This window comes from Campylobacter coli (genome assembly GCF_009730395.1).
GTDB classification, from domain to species: Bacteria; Campylobacterota; Campylobacteria; order Campylobacterales; family Campylobacteraceae; genus Campylobacter_D; species Campylobacter_D coli.
In genome coordinates this window covers 470297-496044 of the sequence record NZ_CP046317.1, presented here as the reverse complement: position 1 = coordinate 496044, position 25748 = coordinate 470297, and the positions used below count along the sequence as shown (strand labels likewise).

General features: G+C 31.0%; 24 protein-coding genes and 1 pseudogene. 3 read left to right on the top strand and 22 right to left on the bottom strand.

Features of this window, described 5'->3' with window-relative positions; all coding sequences use genetic code 11:
* The first annotated feature begins 7 nt into the window (after positions 1–7).
* Positions 8–1171: a putative lipid II flippase FtsW gene (gene ftsW / locus FOC43_RS02470; protein ID WP_002779074.1), complete on the top strand. Its 1164-nt coding sequence runs from the start codon at positions 8–10 to the stop codon at positions 1169–1171.
* On the top strand, positions 1168–2184 hold the full coding sequence (gene murG, locus FOC43_RS02465) for an undecaprenyldiphospho-muramoylpentapeptide beta-N-acetylglucosaminyltransferase (protein ID WP_002780313.1): 1017 nt from the start codon (positions 1168–1170) through the stop codon (positions 2182–2184). The genes ftsW and murG overlap by 4 nt, the downstream gene beginning before the upstream one ends.
* Here the strand turns inward: murG and FOC43_RS02460 are convergent.
* The 22 genes and pseudogenes from FOC43_RS02460 to FOC43_RS08965 all read right to left on the bottom strand — a co-directional run bounded on the left by FOC43_RS02460 (position 2177) and on the right by FOC43_RS08965 (position 25316).
* Entirely contained in the window at positions 2177–3337 is a 1161-nt protein-coding gene (locus FOC43_RS02460) for an MFS transporter (RefSeq protein ID WP_002779078.1), read from the bottom strand. The genes murG and FOC43_RS02460 overlap by 8 nt on opposite strands.
* Positions 3338–3344: 7 nt before the next feature.
* Positions 3345–4199, bottom strand: coding sequence for a YncE family protein (locus FOC43_RS02455; RefSeq protein WP_002797142.1), 855 nt, complete (start codon positions 4197–4199; stop codon positions 3345–3347).
* A gap of 62 nt (positions 4200–4261) precedes the next feature.
* Positions 4262–5152, bottom strand: coding sequence for a helix-turn-helix domain-containing protein (locus FOC43_RS02450; RefSeq protein WP_002779082.1), 891 nt, complete (start codon positions 5150–5152; stop codon positions 4262–4264).
* A 14-nt stretch (positions 5153–5166) separates the two neighbouring features.
* Positions 5167–5772 (bottom strand): thiamine phosphate synthase, encoded by a 606-nt coding sequence (locus FOC43_RS02445; protein ID WP_002780305.1) that lies wholly within the window; start codon positions 5770–5772, stop codon positions 5167–5169.
* The gene (gene thiH, locus FOC43_RS02440) at positions 5762–6907 is read right to left on the bottom strand and encodes a 2-iminoacetate synthase ThiH (RefSeq protein ID WP_004284004.1); all 1146 of its coding nucleotides are present in this window, start codon (positions 6905–6907) and stop codon (positions 5762–5764) included. The genes FOC43_RS02445 and thiH overlap by 11 nt, the downstream gene beginning before the upstream one ends.
* A gap of 2 nt (positions 6908–6909) precedes the next feature.
* Positions 6910–7686 carry a thiazole synthase gene (locus FOC43_RS02435; RefSeq protein ID WP_004284002.1) on the bottom strand — a complete coding sequence of 259 codons (777 nt, stop codon included), beginning with the start codon at positions 7684–7686 and terminating at the stop codon, positions 6910–6912.
* Positions 7687–7689: 3 nt separating this feature from the next.
* Positions 7690–8493, bottom strand: a complete 804-nt coding sequence (thiF, locus tag FOC43_RS02430; protein WP_141043481.1) for a thiamine biosynthesis protein ThiF — start codon at positions 8491–8493, stop codon at positions 7690–7692.
* A complete protein-coding gene (gene thiS / locus FOC43_RS02425; protein WP_004283998.1) occupies positions 8490–8681 on the bottom strand; it encodes a sulfur carrier protein ThiS in 192 nt (63 codons plus the stop codon). Before thiS ends, thiF begins: the two co-directional genes overlap by 4 nt.
* Positions 8678–10111: a restriction endonuclease subunit S gene (locus tag FOC43_RS02420; protein ID WP_004283997.1), complete on the bottom strand. Its 1434-nt coding sequence runs from the start codon at positions 10109–10111 to the stop codon at positions 8678–8680. The genes thiS and FOC43_RS02420 overlap by 4 nt, the downstream gene beginning before the upstream one ends.
* A 125-nt stretch (positions 10112–10236) precedes the next feature.
* Entirely contained in the window at positions 10237–10740 is a 504-nt protein-coding gene (locus FOC43_RS02415) for a hypothetical protein (protein ID WP_004283995.1), read from the bottom strand.
* Entirely contained in the window at positions 10740–11465 is a 726-nt protein-coding gene (locus FOC43_RS02410; protein WP_004283994.1) for a DUF3800 domain-containing protein, read from the bottom strand. The genes FOC43_RS02415 and FOC43_RS02410 overlap by 1 nt, the downstream gene beginning before the upstream one ends.
* 4 nt (positions 11466–11469) lie before the next feature.
* Positions 11470–13533 (bottom strand): N-6 DNA methylase, encoded by a 2064-nt coding sequence (locus FOC43_RS02405; RefSeq protein WP_004283991.1) that lies wholly within the window; start codon positions 13531–13533, stop codon positions 11470–11472.
* Between the two features lie 9 nt (positions 13534–13542).
* Positions 13543–14640, bottom strand: a complete 1098-nt coding sequence (gene dapE / locus FOC43_RS02400; protein WP_004283989.1) for a succinyl-diaminopimelate desuccinylase — start codon at positions 14638–14640, stop codon at positions 13543–13545.
* Between the two features lie 4 nt (positions 14641–14644).
* Positions 14645–15247, bottom strand: a complete 603-nt coding sequence (locus tag FOC43_RS02395; protein ID WP_031263858.1) for a LysE family transporter — start codon at positions 15245–15247, stop codon at positions 14645–14647.
* The gene (locus FOC43_RS02390; RefSeq protein ID WP_004283985.1) at positions 15240–15941 is read right to left on the bottom strand and encodes an SIR2 family NAD-dependent protein deacylase; all 702 of its coding nucleotides are present in this window, start codon (positions 15939–15941) and stop codon (positions 15240–15242) included. The genes FOC43_RS02395 and FOC43_RS02390 overlap by 8 nt, the downstream gene beginning before the upstream one ends.
* Positions 15942–15983: 42 nt before the next feature.
* Positions 15984–20077: pseudogene (locus FOC43_RS02385) on the bottom strand (N-6 DNA methylase).
* 8 nt (positions 20078–20085) lie between these two features.
* A complete protein-coding gene (locus FOC43_RS02380; RefSeq protein ID WP_023890825.1) occupies positions 20086–22296 on the bottom strand; it encodes an endonuclease MutS2 in 2211 nt (736 codons plus the stop codon).
* Entirely contained in the window at positions 22286–22636 is a 351-nt protein-coding gene (locus FOC43_RS02375; RefSeq protein WP_002805008.1) for a hypothetical protein, read from the bottom strand. The genes FOC43_RS02380 and FOC43_RS02375 overlap by 11 nt, the downstream gene beginning before the upstream one ends.
* Positions 22629–23927 carry a UDP-N-acetylmuramate--L-alanine ligase gene (murC, locus tag FOC43_RS02370; protein ID WP_004283970.1) on the bottom strand — a complete coding sequence of 433 codons (1299 nt, stop codon included), beginning with the start codon at positions 23925–23927 and terminating at the stop codon, positions 22629–22631. The genes FOC43_RS02375 and murC overlap by 8 nt, the downstream gene beginning before the upstream one ends.
* Before the next feature lie 178 nt (positions 23928–24105).
* Positions 24106–24561, bottom strand: coding sequence for a hypothetical protein (locus tag FOC43_RS02365; protein WP_004283968.1), 456 nt, complete (start codon positions 24559–24561; stop codon positions 24106–24108).
* Complete coding sequence (locus tag FOC43_RS02360) at positions 24531–24737, bottom strand: hypothetical protein (RefSeq protein ID WP_002795637.1); 207 nt, start codon at positions 24735–24737, stop codon at positions 24531–24533. The genes FOC43_RS02365 and FOC43_RS02360 overlap by 31 nt, the downstream gene beginning before the upstream one ends.
* Positions 24738–24746: 9 nt before the next feature.
* Entirely contained in the window at positions 24747–25316 is a 570-nt protein-coding gene (locus FOC43_RS08965; protein ID WP_004283965.1) for a hypothetical protein, read from the bottom strand.
* Positions 25317–25383: 67 nt separating this feature from the next.
* Between FOC43_RS08965 and FOC43_RS02350 the strand changes: the two genes are divergently transcribed.
* Positions 25384–25728 carry a hypothetical protein gene (locus FOC43_RS02350; protein ID WP_002790635.1) on the top strand — a complete coding sequence of 115 codons (345 nt, stop codon included), beginning with the start codon at positions 25384–25386 and terminating at the stop codon, positions 25726–25728.
* Positions 25729–25748 lie beyond the last annotated feature (20 nt).

Genomic DNA, 25748 nt, shown 5'->3' with positions numbered 1-25748 from the left:
ATTTTACATGATTGCCGATAAAAAATTATTTTATTTAAGTTGCATTTTAATAAGCATAGGTATAGTATTTTCATATTCTCTTACTGTTTTTACTGTGCTTTTTTTTGATTATAATGAATTTCACTTTTTTATACGCCAACTCTTTTTTGGGCTTAGCGGTATATTAATCATGTTTTTTATTTCTCGTCTTGATCCTGATAAAATACTTGCTAAAAGAATTATCCTAGCCATACTTATAGGCTCTTTTATATGTATTATTATCCTGCCTTTTTTACCCTCTGCTTTGGCGACTGCTAGTGGAGGCGCAAAGCGTTGGATTCGCTTAGGACCTCTTTCTATTTCACCTGTGGAATTTTTTAAAATAGGACTGATTTATTTTTTAGCTTGGAGTTATACAAGACGCATTGATGATAGCAAAAAAGCGATTAAGCATGAAGCTTTAATTCTCTTGCCTTATTGTATTTTAGCTTCTATCGTGATAGGCTATATTTACATCACACAAAATGATTTAGGGCAAAGCGTTATTTCTTTCTTTTTAATTTTAGCTCTAGCTTTTTTTGCAGGTGCTAGCAAAAGACTTTTTGCCTTTGGAATTTTAATCATTATGATGATAGGAATCATGGTAATTTTTAGCAATCAAAGGCGTATCCAAAGGATAGCTTCTTGGTGGGGAAATATACAAGATGCTTTCTTGCCTATGCTTCCTGATTGGATGGCAGATGCTTTAAGGGTAAGTGGCAATAGCGAGCCTTATCAAATTTCACACTCCTTAAATGCCATAGCTCATGGAGGGTTATTTGGTGAAGGACTTGGGCTAGGTACTTTTAAACTTGGTTTTTTAAGTGAGGTGCATACTGACTTCGTTCTTTCAGGCATCACAGAAGAGATAGGACTTTTTGGCTTGGGGCTTATTTGTTTTATTTATCTTTGGATGATTTTAAGAATTTTTAGAATTGCAGGAAGATGTGAAGAAAAACAAGATTTTATATTTTGTTCAGGCATTGCTTTGCTTTTACTCTTTTCATTCTTTATGAATGCCTTTGGTATCATTTCTCTTACGCCTTTAAAAGGGGTTGCAGTACCTCTTTTAAGCTATGGGGGAAGTTCAATGTGGGCAATTTGTATAGGAATTGGATATGTTTTAATGATTTCAAAAAAGGTTAAATTATGACAATAGTTCTAACAGGTGGCGGAACGGGTGGACACCTAGCCATTGTGCGATGTTTACTAGAAAGTGCGATTAAAAAAAACATAGAGTGTGTTTATATAGGAAGTCAAAATGGTCAAGATAGAGCTTGGTTTGAAAGCGAAACTCGTTTTAAAGCGAAATTCTTTTTAAGTTCTCGTGGGGTTGTCAATCAAAACAAACTTGGAAAAATCAATTCCTTACTCCACACATTCAAGCTTAGTAAAGAATGTAAGCAAATCTTTAAAGATTATGATATCAAAGCGGTTTTTAGCGTAGGAGGATACAGTGCTGCTCCTGCTTCTTTTGCTGCTTTGTTTTCACACTTGCCTTTATTTATTCACGAGCAAAATTCAAAAAGCGGTTCTTTAAATAAACTTTTAAAGCCTTTTGCTAAGCAATTTTATAGCGCTTTTGAAAAAGAAATCGTACCCTACCCTGTGGCAGATAAATTTTTTGAAAAAGCAAGAATTCGCAAAGAATTAAAAAATATCATTTTTCTAGGCGGATCCCAAGGAGCTAAATTCATAAACGACTTAGCCTTAAACCTAGCTCCAGAACTTCAAAAAAAAGGCATTAATATCATTCATCAATGCGGAAAAAACGAGCTTGAAAAGTATCAACAAGCTTATAAAGACTTAAATATACAAGCTGATGTATTTGACTTTAGCCCTCATTTAGAAGAAAAAATGCAAAATGCAGATTTGGCTATTTCGCGAGCGGGTGCAAGCACACTTTTTGAACTTTGTGCCAATACTCTACCAAGTATTTTCATACCCTACCCTCACGCTGCTAAAAATCATCAGTATTTTAATGCTAAATTTTTACAAGATAAAGCTTTATGTCAAATTTTTATGCAAAATAACACCTATCCTGATGAAATTTTAAAAGCTATATTCAAGCTAAATTTAGAAGATATTTCTACAAGGCTTAAAGATATGGCACAAAAAAATGGTGCAGATATTTTGCTTGAAAAGGCATTAAAGCTTATCAAATAACTTTGCTTTTATAGGCTAAATATCCAAAAATATTAACAAGTATGCCCACGATAAAAAGTATACAAATAGAGCTTGTAAAATTTCCAAACATATCATGGAAAAATCCTATGATCCATTGCCCTTGCGCTGCGATTAAATATCCAAACCCTTGAGCAAAAGCCGAAAGTCTTGCAGCTATTTTTGCATTAGAACTTTTTTGAGCGATAAAAAGCAAAGCGATGCCAAAAACACCACCCCAAGGAAACCCCACAATAAATGCAGCAAGCATAATCATAAACCGAGTATCAAATGCAAGTAAAATTCCAAAAGATACCGCATACATCGCGCACAATATAGCTATATAAGGCGTATGTAAACTCTTTTTAAGTTTTCCTAAAAGCAAGGGACCAAAAAGAGAGATTGGAGCGGCTACAAGTTGAGAAAAAAGTACTATATTGGTTGCAAAATCTTTATCATAGCCTTTTTCTACGATTATTTGCACATACCAAAAAAACAAAGAATAAGCCAAAAAACTTTGAAAACCCATAAAAAGAGTGATTTTCCAAGTGGTTGGATTTTTTAAAAGATTGATTTTTTTACTCTCTTTTTTCTTGGTACGAAAAAAGCGGCCATTTTTAGCTTGGGGATAATAAATCATTAAGGCAATAAAAGAAAAAACCGACCAAAAAACCATAGCACCCGCTAAATCAAATATATTTAACAAAGGCATAGATAAAGCAATTCCTGCTATAGAAGAAATGCTTAAAACAAGACTATAAATTCCCATCATACTTGCCATTTTTTTAGGAAATTTTTCCTTAATAAAACTTGGCAATAACACATTGGCAATAGCTATACCACAACCTATACCAAGCATTCCTAAAAATAAACCATAAACACCTAAATAAGAACGAATAAGTTCTGCGATAAAAATAAGAAAAATTCCAACAATAATCGCACGAATAGGAGAAAAATAACCCACTATAAAAGAAATGCTACCAAAAGCTATCAAAGGAAGGCTAGTAAGCACACCTGCAAGAGTGGAATTAAGATTATACTCATCTTGGATAATATCGATCATGGGTCCTATCGCAGTAATAGGAGCCCTAAGGTTAAATGCTACAATTATGACAATAGCAACATTTAACCAAAAAATTTTTCTAAAAGAAAGCATTAAATCCTTAATTTTTAAGTTCTACTTTAAGTATTTTACCTTCTACCATCTTAGGAATCCATAAAGTATCACCCTCTATAAAGATATCTGCAGGACCTTTGATAGAAGGCAAATCAAGCTTTAATGCTTTATCATCTTCTAAACGATAAATCACCCCGTTTAAATTTTCACCCCAAGAACTTACAAGCAAGGCATTTTCATAAGGAACGATTCCATCATAAGCTTCTTTTTCATTTTTAATCACGCTTAGTTTTTTGTCATTTAAATCATAACTCATCACAACACCGCCACTAGCACCATCTGGATGATATCCTGCTATAAAAAGCTTATCATTTTTTCTATCTAAGTAAAGTCCATTAGGACCGCCAAATTTAGCGATATCAAGTTTTAATAACTCATCATATTTTTTCGCTTTTAAATCCACTTTTAAAACAAGTCCTGTGCCTGTATCGCTTACCAAAAGTGTATCGTCATTTAGTTTTTCGATAGCATTTAGAAAAATTGCACCCTTTATAGGCAAATTAAACACTTCTTTTTTGCTTTTCAAATCAAAACCACGCACCACATCAATATCCACCACATAAAGTGTATTTACAACTTCCATCATACCTTTTGGGGCATTTAGATTGCTTATAAATTTATGCTCAAGCACTTTGCCATTTTTATCAAGCTTAGAGATAAAACCATCATTGTCTTTTGCCAAAGGCTCAAGTTTTTCACCTACATTAGATACATATACAGAATTTTTATCTACAAAAATACTTTCAGGGCTTTTAAAGCCATCAAATTCTTGATATTTCAACTCGCTTGCTCCAAGCAAACTTGCTCCAACAAGCGCTAAACTTAAAACATATTTTTTCATACTTTTCTCCTTTTGTTAAAAATATTTATGCTGATTATATTGATTTAGATAGAAAAAGTGTGCTAGTTTTTTGATAAAAAATACAAGTTTTTTGATTTTTGATATTGCTTAGGGGTTTGATTGTATTTTTCTTTAAATCTCTCGATAAACCAAGCCACTGAAGAAAAAGCACATTCATTAGCTATTTCATTTACATTTTTTTTAGAAAATTCAAGCAAAACTTTAGCTTTTTGCAATCTTTTTTCATCTAGCCATTTTTTAGGACTTTGCCCGAAGCATTTTTTAAATTCTCTAGAAAAAGTAGCAAAATCAAGCTTTGCAAAATCAGCCATTTCGCTCACGCTTACAAATTCTCTCCCACAATACTCAAAAAGCTGCGAAAGATCTAAACGAAATTCTTTTAAAATTCCAGCTAAAAAGCCTATGAAATAAGTATTTTTATTTAAAAGTAAATGCAAAAAAATCTCTTCAAATTTAAGACTGACTATGGGATCTAAAATTTGTGTATTCTCATCAAAATGCGGGGTAAAACTTTCTAAAATTCCTTGTAAAATTTTATCATTTTTTACCCAAAAAATTTCACTCTCCTCACTTGCTTGTTCTAGTTTAAAAAGATCTTTATACTTATAAATAAGCTCGATTAAAAAAGCATTATCAAAGAAAAACAAATAAGCTTCATAAACACCGCTACTAAGTCCTACATTGCTTAAAGTATAATTTCCCGCTTTTAAAAATAAGGTTTCATAAGAGTCGATTTTATAGTCTTTTGATGCCGTATGTAAAATTTTATATCCTTTTCTTACAAAGGTTAAAAGATGGCTGCCTACATTGACAAAAGAAGAGTGTGAGGCGCTTACTTGGGTATATTTTGCAAAAGTACAGGATTTAAAATTTTTATAATCCACACCTTTTAATTGTTTTAAATCTTGTGGCAAGGAAAGAATTTGCTCCATTGTTTCACTCTTTATCAAAGCAAGTTTCTTTTACATTCAACAAGATATTTTTTCACATCTTTTTCGCGCATTAAAACCTCACGCATACAAACACCAGCTACATTGATATCTTTAAAGCTTGCAATATTTTGTACATTAATCCCGCCTATAGCATAAAGTGGAATTTGGCTAAAAGAAAGTAAAGAATTTAAAAATTCAAGCCCCCTTGGCTCTAAATCTTTCTTACAAGAACTCTCAAAAATATGACCTACAAAAGCATAATTTACCCCATAATTCATCGCCTCTAAAAGCTCTTCTTTACTATGCACTGAAGTGCCTATCATATGAAAATACTTACTCATCTTTGGCTCTTGCCTTAACAAAGCAAGTGGCATATGAAAATAGCGATGTCCTAACTTTAAACACTCTCTATCAAAAAAATGCAAAAAACAAGTTGTTTTATGTTTAGCACAAATAGCTAAAACCTCTTTAGCCAAATCATAATACTCAAATTCACTCAAATCCTTCTCTCTAAGCACAAAAGCATCTATGCCTGATTTAGCAAGCTTTTCTACTTGTTTTAGAAAGTCTATCTCGACGCATTTTCTATCGCTTATAGCAATGATTTTTTTATCCCACATAAATACTATCGCTCATCACAGCTTGCAAATTTGAGTTTTTAAGCATAGCTAAAATTTCATCCACGCCTCGATCATCTGAAATTTCAAATTGTCCATCGCCTTTTTTCTCGCCCTTATGCTCTCCTATACCCACGCTTACTCCTGCACTCATTTTTGTCGCTCCAAGTTTTACAACCTCATCTCTAAAGCCTACTCTTTCACGACTTGATATAGTAATACCTGCAAAAGGCAAAAAAAGTCTATAAGCACAAAGCACTTGCAAAAGACGTTTTTCGCTTACATCTTTGGGGTGAATTTTAGCATTATTGATAATAGGTCTTAAACGAGGTACTGAAATAGAAATTTCAGCATGCGGATAAGCCTTTTGTAAAAAGTACGCATGAAGAGCTGTTGCAAGTGCATCTTTTCTAAAATCATCAATCCCCAAAAGTGCTGCAAAAGCTACTCCTCGCATACCCGCTCTTAAAGCTCTTTCTTGCCCATTAAAACGATAAGGAAAAATACGCTTTTCACCCCCTAAATGAATTTTAGAATACTTTAAAGGATTGTAGGTTTCTTGAAAAATGGTTACATAATCACAGCCATTTTCATGCAAAATTTTATACTCATCCTCATTCATAGGATAAATTTCAACACCTACAACCTTAAAATACTGCCTAGCTATCTTGCAAGCCTTTGCGATGTATTCTACGCTTGCAAACTCTCTTCCTTCGCCTGTTAACATTAAAATTTCTTGCAAACCCGTTTTAGCAATAGCTTGCATTTCTTCATGAATTTCATCTTCACTCAGCTTGGCTCTTGCGATTTTATTTCCTTTTTGAAAACCGCAATAAACGCATTTAGAATTACAATAATTTGACAAATAAAGTGGAGTAAAAAGCGAGATAGAATTCCCAAAATATTTTTGCTTGATTTTAGCCGACTTAAAAGCTAATTCTTCTATAAAATCTTCAGCCGCACTTGAAAGTAAAGCTTTTAAATTCTCAATGCTCAAATGTGTAGCATTTAAAGCCTCTTGCACTTCTTTAGCACTGTATTTTGTTTCATCATAATTTTGAATTTCATCTAAAACCTTAGATAAAATATCACTTTTTATCTCTTGCATATGGGGTAAATACTGCATATAATCTTGCATGATCAATCCCTTAAAAAGCCTGTTAATGGAGAACTAGCCTTAGCCTCACTCACACTTGCTAAACCTGCTAGATAACCCGCTCTTCCAGCCTGTATAGCCAAGGAAAATGCTTTTGCCATCAAAGCGATATCCTTTGCTTCAGCTATAGCTGTATTTGCCATCACTGCACTTACTCCCATTTGCATAGCCTCGCACGCTTGCGCAGGAGTTCCAATACCTGCATCTACAATGATAGGCAAATCGATCTCATTAAGCAAAATTTGTATAAATTCCTTAGCACACAAGCCTTTATTACTCCCGATAGGCGCTGCTAAAGGCATGATAGCTGCAGCCCCTGCATCACGCATAGCTCTAGCCGCATAAAGATCAGCATGCATATAAGGCAAAGGGGTAAAGCCTTCTTTTGCTAAAAGTTCACAAGCCTTAATGGTTTCATAATTATCAGGCAACAAATACTTACTATCGCCTATAACCTCTATCTTTATAAGCTCTCCACAGCCAAGCTCTCTAGAAAGTCTTGCGATACGCAAAGCCTCATCAGCATTTCTAGCTCCTGAAGTATTAGGCAAGAGGGTTATATTTTTAGGGATATAATCAAGTATATTAGCAATCTCACCCGTATTTGCACGGCGCAAAGCCAGCGTGATGATTTCTACTTTGGCTTCTTCTATGGCTGATTTTATAAGCTCTAAAGAATACTTTCCTGATCCTAAAATAAATCTTGATTTAAATTCATATTTTCCTATTTTTAAGCTATCATTTTTTAAATTTTCTTGCATTTTTTACTCCTTATCTGCTAAAAGCTCTAAGACAAGATTACTTTGATGTCCAGCACAAATATTTACACGCGGTGCCATAAGTCCATTTCCCACTTTAGCACCATTTACCAAATCCCCGCATACATAGAAATTTTTAGCGATTTTTCTTGTTTGTATGCTATTGCTATCGCCATATCCTGCAAGTCCTGAAGCACAGATTAAAGTAGTATCTTTATAAAATCTATGAAAATTTTGCGCTATCATAGCCTTTGCAAGCGCGCCATCAAAAGCCTCGCAAACTATATCCATATCTTTAAATAAATCGGGTAAATTCTCTTCATCGATTTTTAAGGTGCAAATTTCAGTTTTGATATAAGGATTTATTTCACTGATTTGCTCTTTTAAAGCCTCGGTTTTAAATTTCCCCAAATCACTTACGCGGTAAGCTTGGCGGTTAAGATTGCTAGGCTCAACCACATCAAAATCAATCAGCTTTAAATACCCCACACCGCTTCTTGCCAAATTTATCGCTATATGTGAGCCAAGCCCACCCAAACCACAAACCGCCACGCGCCCATTTTTAAGCTTATCGTGAAGTTTTGGAGTGTGTCTTGCCCTCATCATCGCATCTAGAGCATCTTTTGGAGGCAAGGTGTTTCTTTCTATGCAAAAAAGCTCATCATTTTCGTGAATTTTTATATTTTCTTTCGTTGCAAAACCATTGACAATCCACACATCATTTTCATTTTTGCTTACACTTTTGAAAAAATCCAAACTGGTGCTAAATTCTATATCTAGTTCCTTACCATTGAATTTAATTCTCATCAGCCACCCCCTACAAAACTCACGATTTCCGCTTTATCGTCTTCTTTTAAAATCAAATTTTCAAATTCACTTTTAGGTATAATCTCTCCATTTAATTCTAAGGCGATAAGTTCGATTTTAAAACCCTTTTCTTTGATAAAATCCATAAATTTAAGCTCTTTAAGCTCAAATTTTTCTCCGTTGATAATCATACTTTTCCTTGTATTTGCTCTTCTACTTTAATTTTTGCATTATCTAACAATTGTTTAGATTTTTTCCTTAAATTAAAACTTTCTTGTATATATTTTGCAATTTTTTCTTGAGTTGTAGGATCTATTTTAGGGATAAAAATTTTAGACAACTCTTCTTTGTTTATAGCGCAAAGTATTGTTCCGCTTGGAAATTTCTTTAAATATTCTTGAAATATTTGACTTTTAAACATTACAAGCAAAGTTTCACTATTTAATAATTTTGAATTTAATACAAAAAACCCTGTTGAGACTAAATGCTTGTCAAATTCTTGAGTAATCAAAGCACAGCTTGATAGGCTACCCTCGATACTTGAAATAATTACATCTCCATTGCTTACTATTCTTCTTGCTCTTGTGGGTAAATTTTTTCCCAAATCACTAATTGGCTCGTTAATATTACCATTGTTGCCTATATTTGCAAGTTCTATGTAATTATAATTTTCATTGTTTTTAGGTGTAAAATTTGTGTCTTTATTGTTTATAATGTTTAAAAAGCTATCATATCCATTTGAATAAGATTTTATAAATTTTTCTATGTCTTCATATTTACTTTGATAATATTCACTATCCAACCTTCCTGTTTTTAGAAAAGATTCTTTTAGGGTGCGTATGGAAATATTTGGTGAGTTTGTAGAATTATTTGTTTTAGAATTTAGTAAACTTTGCAATGGATTCTTTGGATCAAGTCCTAGTTCATTATATAAAATTTCCTCTGCTTTTTTATACAACTCTTTGCTTTCTTCTAATGCCTTATGAGAATCTTTTACCAAATTTTGAATTTCTAGCTGAAATTCTATAGGAAGAATGGGGATTGGTAGTTTCTCATAAAATGCCGTTGGCACTCTTTGTCTTCCACTAGTACCTACCATATTATCAGTGGCTATCTTTCTTATAGAGTCCCTATTTAAATAACAAAATACAAACTCTGTGAGAAATCTAGGATCACGAATTCTAAACACATTAAATTCTGTACTCCCAAAACCAATGCCATTGTATAAATCCGTAGCAATTGCACATTTGCCATGTTCCATACAAGGCGTTATTTTGGCAATCAAAATATCATTTTCTGCAAAATAAGTATATCCATTTTCAAATTCTACAATTTGTCCCTGTTCTCTATGATGTATAAAACCACTACCTAGATTTTGCATTGACAAAAAAGTAACAATCGCATCTTTTGAAAAATTATTTATTTCAGCTTTTGAAGGATTTATATCTGCAATATTTGATAATTTTTCATATGATAAATTAGTATTTGTATATAAATTTGATTTTTTAAATGGTTCAGAATCTATTCTAAAGCTCTCATTATCCTTTTGAGCTTCACTAAGCTTTAATACACTTACTTCTAAATGTGGATATTTTTCCTGCAAAGTTTGGTTTAGATTCATTTTATTCCTTTTTTTTATTTCAATCTAAGTAAAAAATATTTATAATTATAAAGCTCAACTACCGGTGGTAGAAAGAGATGGCTAGCTTTATGCTTCTTGCAGATGCCTAAATCTGCACCAAACCCCTAAAACCATTCGCAATTCTTTAGCTCTATATCATTTCCGTTTATATAATTTCTATATCTTTTTTCATAAGTATTTTTATTATATCCTTTATCTATGTAGAAACTTGTCACTAAAAATGAACTACTTCTGCCTAGCTTTTGCAAAATAACTATAAAGTTATGGTTATGTAACCACAAATAAAAACGGATTGCCCGTTTCTCTTTATAATAAAAAGCTTTGATTTCAGAATGAGTATGATTGATAATAATTTGTTTAATCCAATTTATTCTGCAAGCTCTTTGGCTATCAAACTCCCTTGTTTTATTTTGTTTGTTTTCTCGTGTTGTGATATGCCAAAATATCTTTTCTTTCCCCTTATGCTTCTTATGTGATTGCGGATCTATATAAATACAACCTGCTAAATACAATGGAGCCTCAATAAAGTCTTGTTTGAAAATTTTATAAGCTAAGTCAAATTTTTCATTTTCACATTTACAAGTGCTAAAATCCAAGAGGTGATACATTATTGTTTACCTTTACTCAATTGAATCCTAAAAATATTAAATTTATTTTCCCAAGGTGGCGTTCCTTTATCTAATTCAATATTTGCCAATGTTTCAATTTTATTTATAATATAATTTTTTATTTCGCTTACATGTTCTATATCATTTCTTGCTTTGTATGAAATAGCACCTATTAACAAATCCACAAGTTGAACAATATTTGATTCATGTGATTGAATTGTAAAAATTTTTATATTTACTGATTGTTTAAATTTATTAAACAAAACTTTTTCCAATCCTTTTATTTTATCTCCACTCTTCGTATCTTTATAATCAAGATATATTTTTATTTTTGTATCAATATCTATTAAATTATGCAATGCTTGATAATACATTTTATAATAAAATAAATCGTGATCTCCTTGATTGTAAATATCATGTTGTAGAATGGTTTTATTTGGAATTAATACAGCTTTAAACCACATATATACAGAAGAAAAAAAGAATTCTAATAATTCATCATAAAAACCTTTTTGACTTAAATTTAGTTTTGTCCATTTAATTTCTTTATTATATTTATATTTATGCTTTAAATATTTAATTGTTTTATTAATTTTAATAATTTCAGATGATGGAACTTTAAGCGCTCCTAATACCATAACCTTTGAACACAAAGTTAGATTATCTTTGTAGGATAAATGATTGCTTTCATCGCAAAAAATTTTAAATTCTTTCATACTATCCATTCGCTTATTCTTTCCAAAAACTCAAATTTTCTGCTTTTGCAAATTCAATAAAAGCTTCAGCTATGCCATCTTTTTGCAAGTCTTTATATTTTTCTACATTTAACCTATATTCTTGTATTCTTTTGTCAAACTCTTCTTGGCTTTCATCTTTTTGTTTTATAGGCTCATCGCCTTCTAAATGCGGATGAAACAAATCATGTTTTACAACTAAATGATCATGAGAATCTAAAAGTGGGTAATAAATCTTTTCACCTGAATTATCCTTACTGGGCTCACTCATAGTAGCAAAGAAGATATTATAGTCCTCACACTTTGGACATAATTTATCATCCCATTTTTGTAAAAATAAAACACTTGTTTTTGTCCCCGTGTGTGGTTTAAAGACATTTCCATGAAGTCCTACAACTGCCAAGATTCTAGCTTTTTGTGCGATAAATTCTCTTATATATTTATCGCTTGAATTATTAAAACGCCCTTGTGGAAGCACAATAGCCATTCTGCCACCAGGACGCAACATATCTAAATTTCGTTCGATAAATAAAATATCTCTTCCTACTTTACTTTGAGGTTTGCCATTTTCCTTTTTGCCCAACTCATATCTAGCTAAAATTCTACTCTCTTTTATATCTCCTGCAAAAGGTGGATTTGCCATTAAAATATCAAAATTAAAATCCCTATTTTGATTTTTAGTCGCTCTTAAATTTTTTAAGCGTTTAAAACCTTCAAAATACACATCTTGCCAATCTTCATCATCTTTTACCCATTCATCCCATCTATCAAAGTCAATGGAATTTAAATACAAAACATTTGTATGCCCATCACCTGCAATTAGATTAAGCATTTTTGATACGCGCACACTCTTTTCATCAAAATCTATACCAAACACTTTTTCTTTTACATAATCTTGACACTCAGAAATCTTTTCTTGGGCTGTAAAGAGATGGCTTGCTTCTATGCCTCTTTCTTTATAAATTGAACGCCACACATAAAAACAAGTATGTATCGGAAATCCACAACTTCCACTTGCAGTATCTATCATACTTTCATCTTTTTTAGGATTTAGCATTTTTACACACATATCTATTACATAACGCGGAGTAAAATATTGCCCTTTTTCACCTTTTGAGGATTTATTCACTAGATATTCAAAAGCATCATCAATCACTTCTAAATTTGAGTTAAATAACTTTACATTTTGCAATGATGATACACATACACTTAGGTGCGAAGGAGAAAGTTTAATTTTCTCATCATTATTAAATACACCTTCCCATTTTTTCTTTGCTTTATCAAAGAGTTTTTCTATTTTTTGCTTAAGTTCAGAATCAGACTCTCCATAATTTCTAAACTCTAAGCTCTTTGTTCTATCTCTTGCACCCTCTAGCTCATCAAAAAGTTTTATAAATATAAGCTTAAAACATTCTTCAAATACATCAACTCCAGCATTTGCCAACACCTCATCTTCCATTTCTGTAACTAAATTCTTTAAACTTCGCTTTTGACTTTTTAAAATATCTTCTTTAATCAAATCATCAAAGGTAAATTTTACTTTCAACAGATCTGGTAATGTCTGGTTTGATGCAGGAATATTTGGAATAGATTCAAAATAATTTGGATCTTTTCTATGATAATAGCTAATTTCTTTACCATTGCACCACACAGCCATAGTTGCACCTGTAGCATTACAATAACTTTTTAATTGTTCTTTGCCATCTTTCAACTTTGGCTTTTTTACTTCTATAATGATGTATGGGGTTGTGATTTGGATTTTATCCATTATCACAATATCAGCCCTTTTTACTTCGCGTCCAAAATGCACACCAAATTCAATTTTTATCATATCTTTAGGATAGTTATATTCATTTAAAAGCTTATCGATATAAAGCTGACGCACAATTTCTTCTGGCGTAAGTTTAATTTCTTTATCGCGGATAAGGCAATTAGTATAGTATATAATTTGGTTATTTTTGTTTGTTTTAGCTATAATTTTAGTTTCCAATTCAGCAATAGCTTTTTTACTAAATAGATCTAGCTTGTAATCACTATCTTTTAAAATTTCCTCAATCATTCTAAACCTTTAAAAATTTTCTATCAAGTCTTTAAAAACAAGGCAAAGTTTTTCAAATTCTTCTATACTTACTCTTTCATCAATAGCGTGAATTCTATCATTACAAACCCCAAATTCCACTACCTTTACACCGTATTTTGCAAAATACCTTGCATCACTTGTGCCGCCTTTAGTATTAAGCTCTGGCACTTCATGGGTGATTTTTTGAACGCTTTCATTCATTTTTTGAACGATTTTATTGTCGATATTTGTCAAAAAAGCTTCGCTTGATTGTTTTAGCTCTAACTCATAGTTTAAACCATGACAAATTTTTTCTACATAACTTTTTACATCTTCTAAATTTGTATCAGGAGAATTGCGAACATTAAACATAAGTCTTAAATCATTTGGAGTAACATTACACACCCCCATACCTCCACGAATATCAGTTATAACGATTTTTGAAGGGCTAAATTCAGCACTACCTGGATCAAGATCAAAACCCGCTAAAAGTTTTAAAACCGGTGCGAAATCATGCACAGGATTGATACATTTTTCAGGGTAAGCCGCATGTCCTTGTTTTCCGCGTATCAAAAGCTTACCATTGATAGAACCACGACGCCCTATTTTAATACTATCGCCGATTTTTTTAACACAGGTTGGCTCTGCAACCACAGCATAATCAGGTAGCATATCTCTTTCTTGCATCCATTCTAAAACAGCCTTAGTTCCATATATAGCTTCGCCTTCTTCATCACTTGTTAAAATAAGACTCAGTCTTGCTCCTTTAAAATCCGCATTCTTTACCGCATCCACAAAGGCTGCTACTCCGCTTTTCATATCTTGAGCACCCCTTGCATAGATAAAGCCTTCTTTTTCCACAGGCGCAAAAGCATTATTACTCCAACCCTCGCCTGCAGGCACCACATCTACATGCCCACCAAAAGCTAAATGCTCGCCTTCATCTTTAAATTTTTTAGTGAGTAAAAGGTTTTTAATGCCTTCTTTTTCTATAAAAAAAGCTTCAAAATCACTCAGTTCCATAGCGATGAAATTTAAAGCTCCATCATCATTTGGCGTAACAGATTTAAATTTTAAAAGTTCGATTAAAAATTCTTTTGCATTCATTTTTTTATCCTATAAAAGTTTTATATAATAAATTAAGAGCAAAATACTCTATAATTATAGCTGAAATTATATTGATTATAAAAACAACTTTTGCACTAAAAACATGACTATATCTTGCCACCACAAAGGCTAAAGCACTTACCCAAAAAAGTATAGCCACAACAAGCCCTAAAGTCATCAAATAAGCATGATCACTACTTAAAACCACACTTGCAGCGCTAAGCCAAAAACCTATCACATAAGGATTAGAGCCATTTAAAATGATACCTTTAACATAGCTTTTTAAAAGACTTTCTTTAAAATCTTTATGCTGATCCAAATGCAAATCTTCATTTTTCTTTTTTAACATCAAATAAGCCATATAAGTTAAAAAACAAAAACCAAAAATCGCCAAAAAACGCATAAAAATGACATTGTCTAAGAAATTTAAAAGCCCAAATTGAAGCAAAAAAAGATAAAGCATATCTATACTAAATGCTCCAAGTCCTACAGCTATGGAATTTTTAAAAACTTTTAGTGCATAAGTTAAAATCAAAATATTTACAGGTCCAAAAGGCACACTCACTCCAAAGCCCAAAAAAACTCCACTTAAAAAAGAATCAAACATTGCCATCTTTCATAAAATTTTCTATATCAAGTGCGATTTTATCAATAGCGCTTATAATATCTTCAGTGTAGATTTTATCAAAATACCGCTCTAAATTCGCATCTTTTTCATAGATATTTAAAATACTTTTTTCGCATATTGAAGCATAACGCCCTACAGGCAAAACCGCCCCACTTGTGCCTACGCTGATAAAAAGCGAAGTTTGATTTAGCAAAGAATAAAGCGTAGCATAAGCAGGGGCTTGCTCTTCAAACATGACTATATTGTGTCTTAAATCCTTACTTTTGCATTTTGGACATTGTTTATCTGTGAATTTTTCATAGCCTATATTAAAAATTCCTTCACATTTTAGGCAACGAAGTTCGGGCAAAAATCCATGCAAATGTACTACATCTTTACACCCTGCACGCTCTAGCAAATCATCTACATTTTGCGTGATGACAAAAAGGTTTTTACCCCATTTTTCTTTTAACTGTGCGATTTTTTCATGGGCGTGATTTGGCTTTACATTTTGAAGTTGTGCCCTTCTTGCATCGTAAAAATCAAGTACTTTTTTAGGATTTTTTCTAAAACCTGTTGCAGAGCAAACCTCCATCACATCGTATTCTTCCCAAAGTCCATCATTGTCTCTAAAAGTTTTAAGCCCGCTTGGAGCAGACAAACCCGCTCCGCTTAATATCATAATGTTTTTCATAGCTAAACCTTATAAAATTTACAAAGTTTAGCGAAAAATGCTTTAAGAAAATAAATATTTTTGTAAGATTTTTTCTTTTTCTTTTTCTAACAATTCTAATTTAAGATTAAGAAAATCAATTTGTTGTTCCACTAATTCAATGTTTTGAACAATTTTTTCTTGAATTTCTAGCGGTGGGAGTGGGATTGTAAGATTTTCATAAAAACTTATAGGAACTCTTTTGTGTCCACTTGCTCCAGTCATAGCAAGAGCTGCTTTTTCTCTTATATTTTGTTGATTTAGATTATAGAATAAGAAACTGCTATCAAGCCCTGTTTTTGCTCTAAAAATATGAAATTCTGTGCTACCAAAACCTATGTTATTTGTTAGATTTTTTGCGATAGCACATTTACCATTTTCCATGCAAGGAGTAATTTTTGCAATCAAAATATCATTTTCTATAAAATATGTGTAGCCTTTTCTTACTTCGTTTAATGACCTATCTATCTTACTTTGAATATAACCCTTATCTGAAACACTAGCCATTTCTATAAATGAGACAAGCATATTTTCATCAAGTTTTGATATTTCTTTTTTGCTAGGATTAAGTTCTATATATTGTTCATTCTTTAAAGAAATTCTCTTCCAGCCATCTTTTGGTGGAGTTGAGAGAGTTTGTAAAAGCTCTTGTATGGTTTTAGAAAAGTTTTTAAAAGCATTAAAATCTTGCTTTCTTTCCTTGCTTTGAGTTTCTTCAACTAATACTTCAGAATGACTAATTTGTTCTTCAATTAGCGAAAGCAAAAGATTAAAGTCAAGTTTAGATTCTAATTTTTGCAAATTTTCTAAAATAGAATTTAGCTCATACCCCCCCCCATCATCTATAATACCGCATTTTTGAAGTATTGTCTTGATTAAATTTTGATACTCTTCTACACTCATTCTTATTGTGTTATACTGCTCTTCTACCTTTTCACATTCTGCCACGATTTGCTTTTGAATCTCAAAGTCTGCATTTGGTATTAAAATAGATTCTAAATTTGTTTTATTGATTCCGCCTTGAGCCGAACCTGTAATTTTAGATTTTAAAGCTTGTTGTCCACTATAAGAATGTAATATATAAAATAAATATTTTTGTTTTGCTATATTATCACAACGCAATAAAAAAATATGCTCATTAATCATTGCAGATTTCCTAATAAATTCATTACGCACCATTGCAATTTTTCCAGTTAATGCACCATCTTTACATATTAAAATATCAAATTGTTTTACAATTCCTTTATCTTGCAACGCAAAACTTTCATAAAATTCTATTGGTACATACTTAGGATTATCTAATTTGATATACCCACTTTTATTGTCTATATGTTCTCCACCAAGACTCAGTGCACCGTTTTCATATTTGCCGACACCACCACTAGGACGCTTTGCGGTTTGAATATCTAATACAAAATCTTTAAGTCTTACTAACTCAAATTTAGAATTTATAAAAGGATTAGACATCTCACTTTGCGTTGAATTGCTAGGATTTAAACTTATAGCTTTATTAAATTCCACTTTTTCAAAATCCATCATATCAACAAGCCTTGCTTTTGTAGCATAAATCTGCAATTCTTGCGGGATAACATCAAGCGTATTTAAAAAAGATTTGTAGATTAAAGTATTAAGCTTAGTTTCATTTTGTGGATTGCCTCTTTCAAAAAGTGGGCTCAAATAAGGCTCGTGCAATTCTTTTAAACCTTCATCACCTTTTCTATTACTCCACTCATAACCTAAAAATTTCTTTTGTTCTTTTATATCACTTGGGGATTTTATGATTAAAACTTCTTGATTAAGACTTAGACTAAAATAAAGCAATTTATCCTTTTCGATTGCCTGAGCATAAGCTAAAAAGGCTTTATCTTCTAAATCTTGCTTATCTTTACTTTCTTTATAAATTTTAGATTCTTTAAGTTTTTTATAATCACTTGTTTGCCTAAATGCATTGCGATAATCTTTAAAGGCTTCTAGCTCTGCAAGTTTAGAATCTAAATTACCATTTAAAAAATTGCTATAAAGCTCTTTATCAAATTTTCTAAAATCACAATACGCACTTAGATAATTTTGATAAAAGTTTTCATTGTCTTTTAAATTTTCAGTTTCTATGCGTTCTTTAATCAAACTATAATCTTGAGAAATAAGATGATTTTCTTGTTTAAAAGTTTCTTTTTTGCGTAAAAATAAAATAATCGTATTTGTCCCTGTTGCTCCAAATGTTTGATTACCTAGCTCTACAATGGCAATAAAATCAAAATTTTGAAATAATATTTCTCTTGTATTTTTATAAATAGAATCTTTATTTAAAATAGAACTTGGTAAGATAATAGCAGCTTTAGCATTATCATTTAAAATTTGATTTGCTCGCTCGCAAAAAAAGCATTCGATAGAATTATTTGTTTCTATGTTTATATCATCGTTGAAAAGTTTATAAGTATTTTTAGATTTATCACTTAAAGTTTCTAAAAATCCTTTTACAGAATAAGGCGGATTTGCTATAAGCAAATCAAAACTATTTGATTCTATTTGTGGTTTTGCTTTTTCTCCTTCTAAATTATTTGTATTTGCTAATTCAAAAGAAGCAAGTGCATCAGCATATAAAATATTGATTTCATTTTGCCCATACATTGCACTTGATACCTTAGAAACCTTACTTAAGCGATACTCTTTTTCAATACCATAAATATTTTTATAATGCTCTTTAAGCTCATCTTCTGTTAGATAACGCTTAAGCTCATTGGCATAGGTGTTTAAAAAATGTCCAGCACCACAAGCATAATCAATCACCCTTAAAGCTTTAGAGCTTTTGCTTAACATTTCTTGAAGCGGTAAAGAATACATAATAAATTCACAAATTTGAATAGGGGTAAAAAACTGCCCTTCATCTTGCTTCATACCTTTTTGTAAAAAAAGTTCAAAAAGATTGCCTAAAAATTGATTTGTAGAGTTTTGAGTAAGCTTGTAATTTGCAAAAAGCTCTACTATTTCTTTTAATACAAGTGCATTTTTTAAGAATAATTCTTTATTATGCACTTCTAAAATGCAAAATCATTATTTGAATAAAATTTTAATTCTTTGATGTAATTTTGCATTACTTCTTTTAAAGTTTTTATCTTTAATTGCTTAAAGTCTTTTTCTATATCTTCATTAGATACAAAGGTAATTTTCTCTCCTAAGAATTCTTTCATAGCTTCTTTATAAAGCCACATTAATCTATCTTGCATATTTGCATAAGTATCTGCCATTACACCAAAATATCCAAATTTGAGATTGTTTTTATTAAAAGTTTCATCATAAATTTTGCAAAGAAAAATATTTACAAGTTTATCAAAGGCATTTTCCTTGCCTGATATATTATGCTTGCGTAAAATTTTTGCAAATTCGTGATATTTGCCTTCTTCTTTAAGTTCTTTAAGATTATCAAAAGTTGGAGTAATTTCTAAAATTTTATAGGCATTGACATTTGCTTCAAAAATACCTTGTTTAAAATATTGCAGTTCATAACTTTCTTTCCAAGTTTTAAAAAGTTCTATATTGTTATTAGATTTTTTATAAGAATTTTGCAATTCCTTTTCTTTTAGATATTCTTCGTTATCGTAAGCTTGTATGATGTAATTTTTATATTCTAACTTATCGCTAAAATCACTTGTATAAAGACAAAGATATTTTACACCTTTTTCTTGCTGAAAATAAGAAAAAAGCTGTCCGCCATCTTCTTGCATTCTATTCCATTCTTTTATAAATTCACTATTTTTAGAATCTGTGGTTTTACATTCTATAATCAAATAAGGATTGTTTTCATTATCCTTTACTAAAATATCAGCCTTACCACCTTTTTTATCCCTGCCAAGATTCCATTTTGGCTCTAACTCTAAATGTTCAGCCTTATAACCTTTTTCTAAAAGTCTATGCACACATTCAAAAACTACAAAATTTTCAGGGTGTGAAAAATTAGAAGTAGTTTTATCGTGAATTTTTATTTCTTTTGGATAATTAATACTTTGGTTTTTATAATCTATTAAAAGAGTGTAATTATTGATTGTTTTTACATAATTTTCATTTTTATTTTTAAAGCCTAAGTTTTCTAAAACTTGTTTTAAATTATCTTTTGTAATCATTTATTTCCTTATAATTTTACCACCTTAGCACCAAAACCACCTTGATTGATCGGTGCGTCATTAAAGCCCTTGACACTTTTATGAGTTTTCAAAAACTCTCTTACAGCAAAGGCAAGCTTTCCTGTTCCTATACCATGGTAAACTAAAACTTCATCAAAGCCTGCAAGCAAAGCATCTGAAATAAATTTATCAAGCCTTGAAATAGCTTCATCACTCCTAAGCCCGTGCAAATCCAAGCTAACGCTAAGATTAGTCGGTTTTGCCACACTAATGCTTGTTTTTGGACTTATTTTAGGTGCAGGAGTGCTTTTTTTAAGCAGTTTTAAAGGCACACGAAGTTTGATCCCATCACTTTCAACCATAGCATCGTTTTTAGAAATGCTTATGATTTTACCCTTAATTTTTTCATATTTTACAAAATCCCCCACACGCAATTCTTCGTTTTGCTCCATACTTGGCAAGATGATTTCTTTTTTAAGTTCATTGGCTTTATTAAGACTTCTTTGCTTGTCTTTTATATCTTTAAGCTGTATGGTTTTTTTAGCTTCTTCTATGGCTTTGTGAAATTTAAATTCTAAATTTCTCAAACTCGTACGAAATTCTTGTTCATTTTTTTCTTTTTGCTCTTTTAAGGAAAGTAAAATTTCATCGACTTTTTGCTCTTTTTTCTCGACATTTTCAAGCTTAGCTTTTAGTTCTAATTCAAGATTGATATTTTTACCCACAAGCTCTTCTAAATTTTCTTTATCCTCGCCATAAAGCTTTTTAGCCTCGCTAACTAAATTCGGCGGAATCTGATAACGCAAAGCGGTTTCAAAGGCATAAGATTTTCCTATGGTGCCTTTTAAAAACTCGTATTTTGGGCGTGAAAGCTCTTCATCATATAAGGCAGCGATGAGTTCAACTTGCTCATTCTTTGCTAAAAGCATGGCAAGGCGTTTGTGGTGTGTAGTAATGATGATTTTAAGATTATTAGCTATGAGTTTTGAAATTAACACACTATACAAACAAGCCGCTTCTTCAAAATCTGTTCCAAGCTCTATTTCATCGATACCTAAAAGCAAATTTTTCCTAGAAAAAAGTCTAGAAAAATGCAACATTCTTCCTGCAAAAGTTGAAATGTCGTTTTTAACATTTTGCGGATCTTCTATGATGGCATCAAATTCTTTAAAAGTACCGATTTTACTTTCACTTGCTTTTATATGCATAGGCAAAAGATGTTTAGCTAAAAATGCTGCGCTTAGCATGGATTTTAAAAGCATGGATTTTCCGCCTGCATTTACCCCTGTGATGATTAAAACTTGTTTTTTAAATTCCAAACTCACGCTTTTTGGATTTTTTAAGGCAGGATGAGCGAAATTTTTAAGCACTAAATCCGTACTTTGATCACACAAAACAAATTCAAAATCCCTTTTTTTAGCAAGCAAAACCCTAGCACTATAATGATCAAAAAGATCAAAGGCTGTATTGATAAATTTTAAAAAAGGTAGGTTTTTTGCTAAAAAAGCTGAGAAATTTTTAGCGTATTCATAATAAATTTCTTCTTTTTGATTTTTGATTTTTTCTATATCATTTTGCAAATTTTCAACACTTAAAGGCACGATATAAAAGCCACCGCCATTACTTCTGCCTATGATTTTTGCTTTAATAGCGTGATTAAACCCGCCTCTTACAAGCAAGGCTTCAAGATTGTTTATAAGATGGATTTGTGTATCGATAAGATAAGGCATTAAAGCTTTTGTATAGCAAAATTTCTTAAACTCAGCTATTATGCTTTCATTTTTTAATCTTAGAGCGGCATTAAGATTTACAAGTCTTTCATCTAAACTTTCTTTTAACTCCCCTTTTTCATCGAAATTCAAACAAAGCTCCAAAGCCCCGCTAACAAATTCTATCTTTTGTAGCCAAGAGTCTAAATTTGTTCCTAGTTTTATTTTTTTTAACTTTTCAAAATAACGAAAAATTTTTACAAATTCAAAAATTTCATCTAAATGTAAAATTCCTTGCTTACTTAAATGAACCAAGGCTTTATCAAGATTGCTAAGCTCTGGTATAGTAGGAAATTCCACCTCGCAAAGCTCATGTATACGTTTAAAATGAAGATTAGAATCTCCTTGCAAAAAAATCTCCTTATCTCTTGCAAAAAGGGCTTTAAACTCTTCTAAATAGCTGTTTAAATCAAGCTTTGAGATCAATTCTTCTTTTGTATCATTCATCATTTAACCTACAATCTTTAATATCTATGATTAAAGAATTAAAACTTTGATTATTATCCTTTGAAATAAAACTTCCTGTACCAAATTCATAATTAAAATACGCCTTAGAAACATTGATATCTTTACATAAAATATTTTTATTTTGATTAAAAGCTACGATAATATCTGTTCTTAAATGACTTTTTTGCGTGTTTTCAAATTCAAAAAATACTGCTAAAACAATAAAAATCACAAGCAAAATACCAAAAAAAGGTTTAGTTTTTTTGCCTAATTTTTCACGCAAAGCAAAAGTGATTAAGGCTAAAATTAAGATGATTAAAAGATATAAAAAAAACCTACTCATTCTTTTGCCTTAATTTATTACTGATATCTCCTGCGCCAAAACCTATAATAAGCCCTTCTTCAAAAACCTGCCCCTTAGAAGCCACCAAAAATTTACCCTCTCTTTTAATATCTTCTACAAATAAAGCCTTAGGAAAAACCGCCTTTAAATCAAGTTCTATAGACTCTTCTCCTGCAGCATAAACAGGTAAAATTATAAGCTCATCAACACCTTCAAAAGCCTTTGCAAATTCCTTTAAATTTGTAGCCAAACGCGTGTAGCGGTGAGGTTCAAAGATAGCTGTGATTTTTTTATATCCGCCTAATCTTGCATATTCTTGTGCTGCACTTAAAGTCGCTTTTATTTCGGTAGGATGATGACCATAATCATCGATTAAAACCAAATTTTCATCAGCATGTAAAATATCAAAACGCTTTTTAATACCTTGATAATTTTTAAGCCTAGTTCTTATCGTTTCTATATCTAAGAAATTTAAAGCCGCTAAAATCGCCAAAGACGCATCAAGGGCTAAATGATATCCCATGCCAAAAACTTTAAATTCACCTAAATCTTTCAACTCAAAGCTTGTAAAAGGTTTGAAATTTTCTATACACATGGTGCAGTTTTTGATATCTTTGCTTGGATAAAGCTTGATTGACTCATTTTTATAATTTTTCAAAAACTCATCTTCAGCATTAATCACGCGAATTTTAGCCGTGTCTAAAAACTCTGTATAAGCATGATGGAGTTTTGAAACTTCATTACCATAATGATCTAAATGCTCTGCTTCTGCATTAGTAACTATAGCCAAATAAGGATTTGAATTTAAAAAAGAACTATCGCTCTCATCAGCTTCAAAAACAAGGTTTTGGCTTTCTTTATAAATCATATTTGAACCAAATTCTTTTAAAATCGCTCCGATGATCACAGAAGCATCATCAAGTAAAGAAGCTAAAATACTTGAAGTCGTGCTTTTTCCATGTGCTCCTGCAACTGCAAAAACACGCTTATCTTCTAAAATAAGAGGTAAGGCTTCCTTGCGTGAAAGGCATTCAATGCCTAATTCTTTAGCGTGTTTAAATTCAGGATTTTCTTCTTTGATAGCAGCAGAATAAATAACTAAATCTTTGTTTAAAATATTGTCTTTATGATGAGGGATACTGACCTTAACCCCTTCTTTTTCTAGTTCGTTAGTGATTTTACTTTCTTTAAGATCACTTCCGCTAATCTTAAAACCTTTTTCTTTTAAAAATCTTGCTAAAGCGGAAATTCCTATACCGCCTATGCCGATAAAATGGATATTTTGCATCATTTAAACCTTTATACCTTAAAGGCTAAATTTTAGCACTTTTTTACTAAAATAAAAATATAAAAAAGCTCTTAAAACTTTATAAAAAAGCATTATTTTTAAAAATTTATATATTCTTTATTAACTCCCAAATCATTTCATTTCTAAAAAAATCAATTTTTCATTTCCTTGTGTATTATTTTCATTCATCTTTTTTCTCTTTTCTGAGTTCCATTGCTTCTTTAAGGAAAGTGGTATCAATTTCACTAGTAGCGTTTATATGGAAAAAGATTTTTTCAAATTCTTCATCACTTAAGCCTAGCAAATAAGGCATTACATAGGGTTTTATAATGGCATTAATTCTTTCAAAACAACCTTTTGTTGGATCATCGCCATCACTGAATAAACCAGGTTCAAGGTATTCTTTGGCCTTATCTCCAAAGGTATGTATCACTATATGTCCTGGAGAAGGTGAATATGAAATTTTACGATAATATATAAAAAAAGTTCCTAAAGGAAAAACCAAATCATTTTTAATATGATACTCAATCACAAGTTTTTCTTTTGTGACATAAATTCTTTTAATATTTGCCATTTTATAGATCGCTCGTGCAAATGCATATATGCCTAAAAGAAATGTAAAAAAACTATAAACCATTTATAATCTATTTCTTTATTAAATAATCTAGGAAATAAATAAAGAAAAAAACATAAAAATACAATATATGTTATCCAATAAAGCAAAAACGAAGGTATATCCTTTTTTCCTTCCCAAATGATTTCATCTTGAGTGTCTTGTTCTTTGATTTCTGTGTTATTGTTTGTTTGGCTCATTTTTATCCTTTACTCTGCCTTAAGCTCTCCACCTTTAACCACAAGTCCATTAGAGTCTATAATCACTTCTACTCCGCCTGCTTTAATAATAACACAATCTTTCTTAGTAACAATTTGAGTATCACCTACTTGATGGAGGATTTGATTACCTGCCTTTACTTCACAATCTGTTTGAAAGTCAAAAGTTGAATTGTCTGATTCTAAAGAATATTGCTCTTCTATCTTTGTTTGCATGGAATTAGACTTTAAAGATGTGTTATCTTGTATATGGGCGGATAAATTTTGATGAACATTAAGGAAAAATTCTTTTTCTATTGTTTGGGTTAAAGACTTTTCTATTAATAATTTATTTTCTCCCTTCACATTCCTTATCTCATCTTTATGGATAATAGTATTTTGATTTGCACCTATTTCTATGTCTTTGTTTTCTCCTACAAGCTCATGAGAGTTTTTAGCTATTCTTACTTTATTATCTACTCCTACATTTAAAGTATTGCTTAATCCTACTAATTTTTCAAAAGCGGAAATTCCTATACCACCTAACCGATAAAATGGATATTTTTCATTATTTAAGCCCATATTAAAAAAAGTTATTTATAATAAAAAATTTAAATTATAAATAAACAATAAATATAAGGAGTATTTTATGAATCCATTAAAGGTTTTTAGTAATGTAAATTTAGGTTGGCTTATAAGGCACTACATCTTTGGAATTATTATTTTATCATTCTTTTATTTTGCCTTGCCCACACATGACTTTTATTTATTTTTTACTTTAATAATTAACCTAATATTCTTTCCTTTTGCATGTTTTGTATGGGAAGAACTAAAAAATATGCTATTAGGTGATAATGTATTTATTGTTAATGCTATATTTTTACTTTTAAGTAAAATAATTATTAAATTAATTTTATTTATGCTTGCTATACCTATTGGAATTATTGGATTTTTAATTCTTTGGTTTATAATCAACAAAAAACAAGAATTATGAAATTCACACTAAGCTTATTT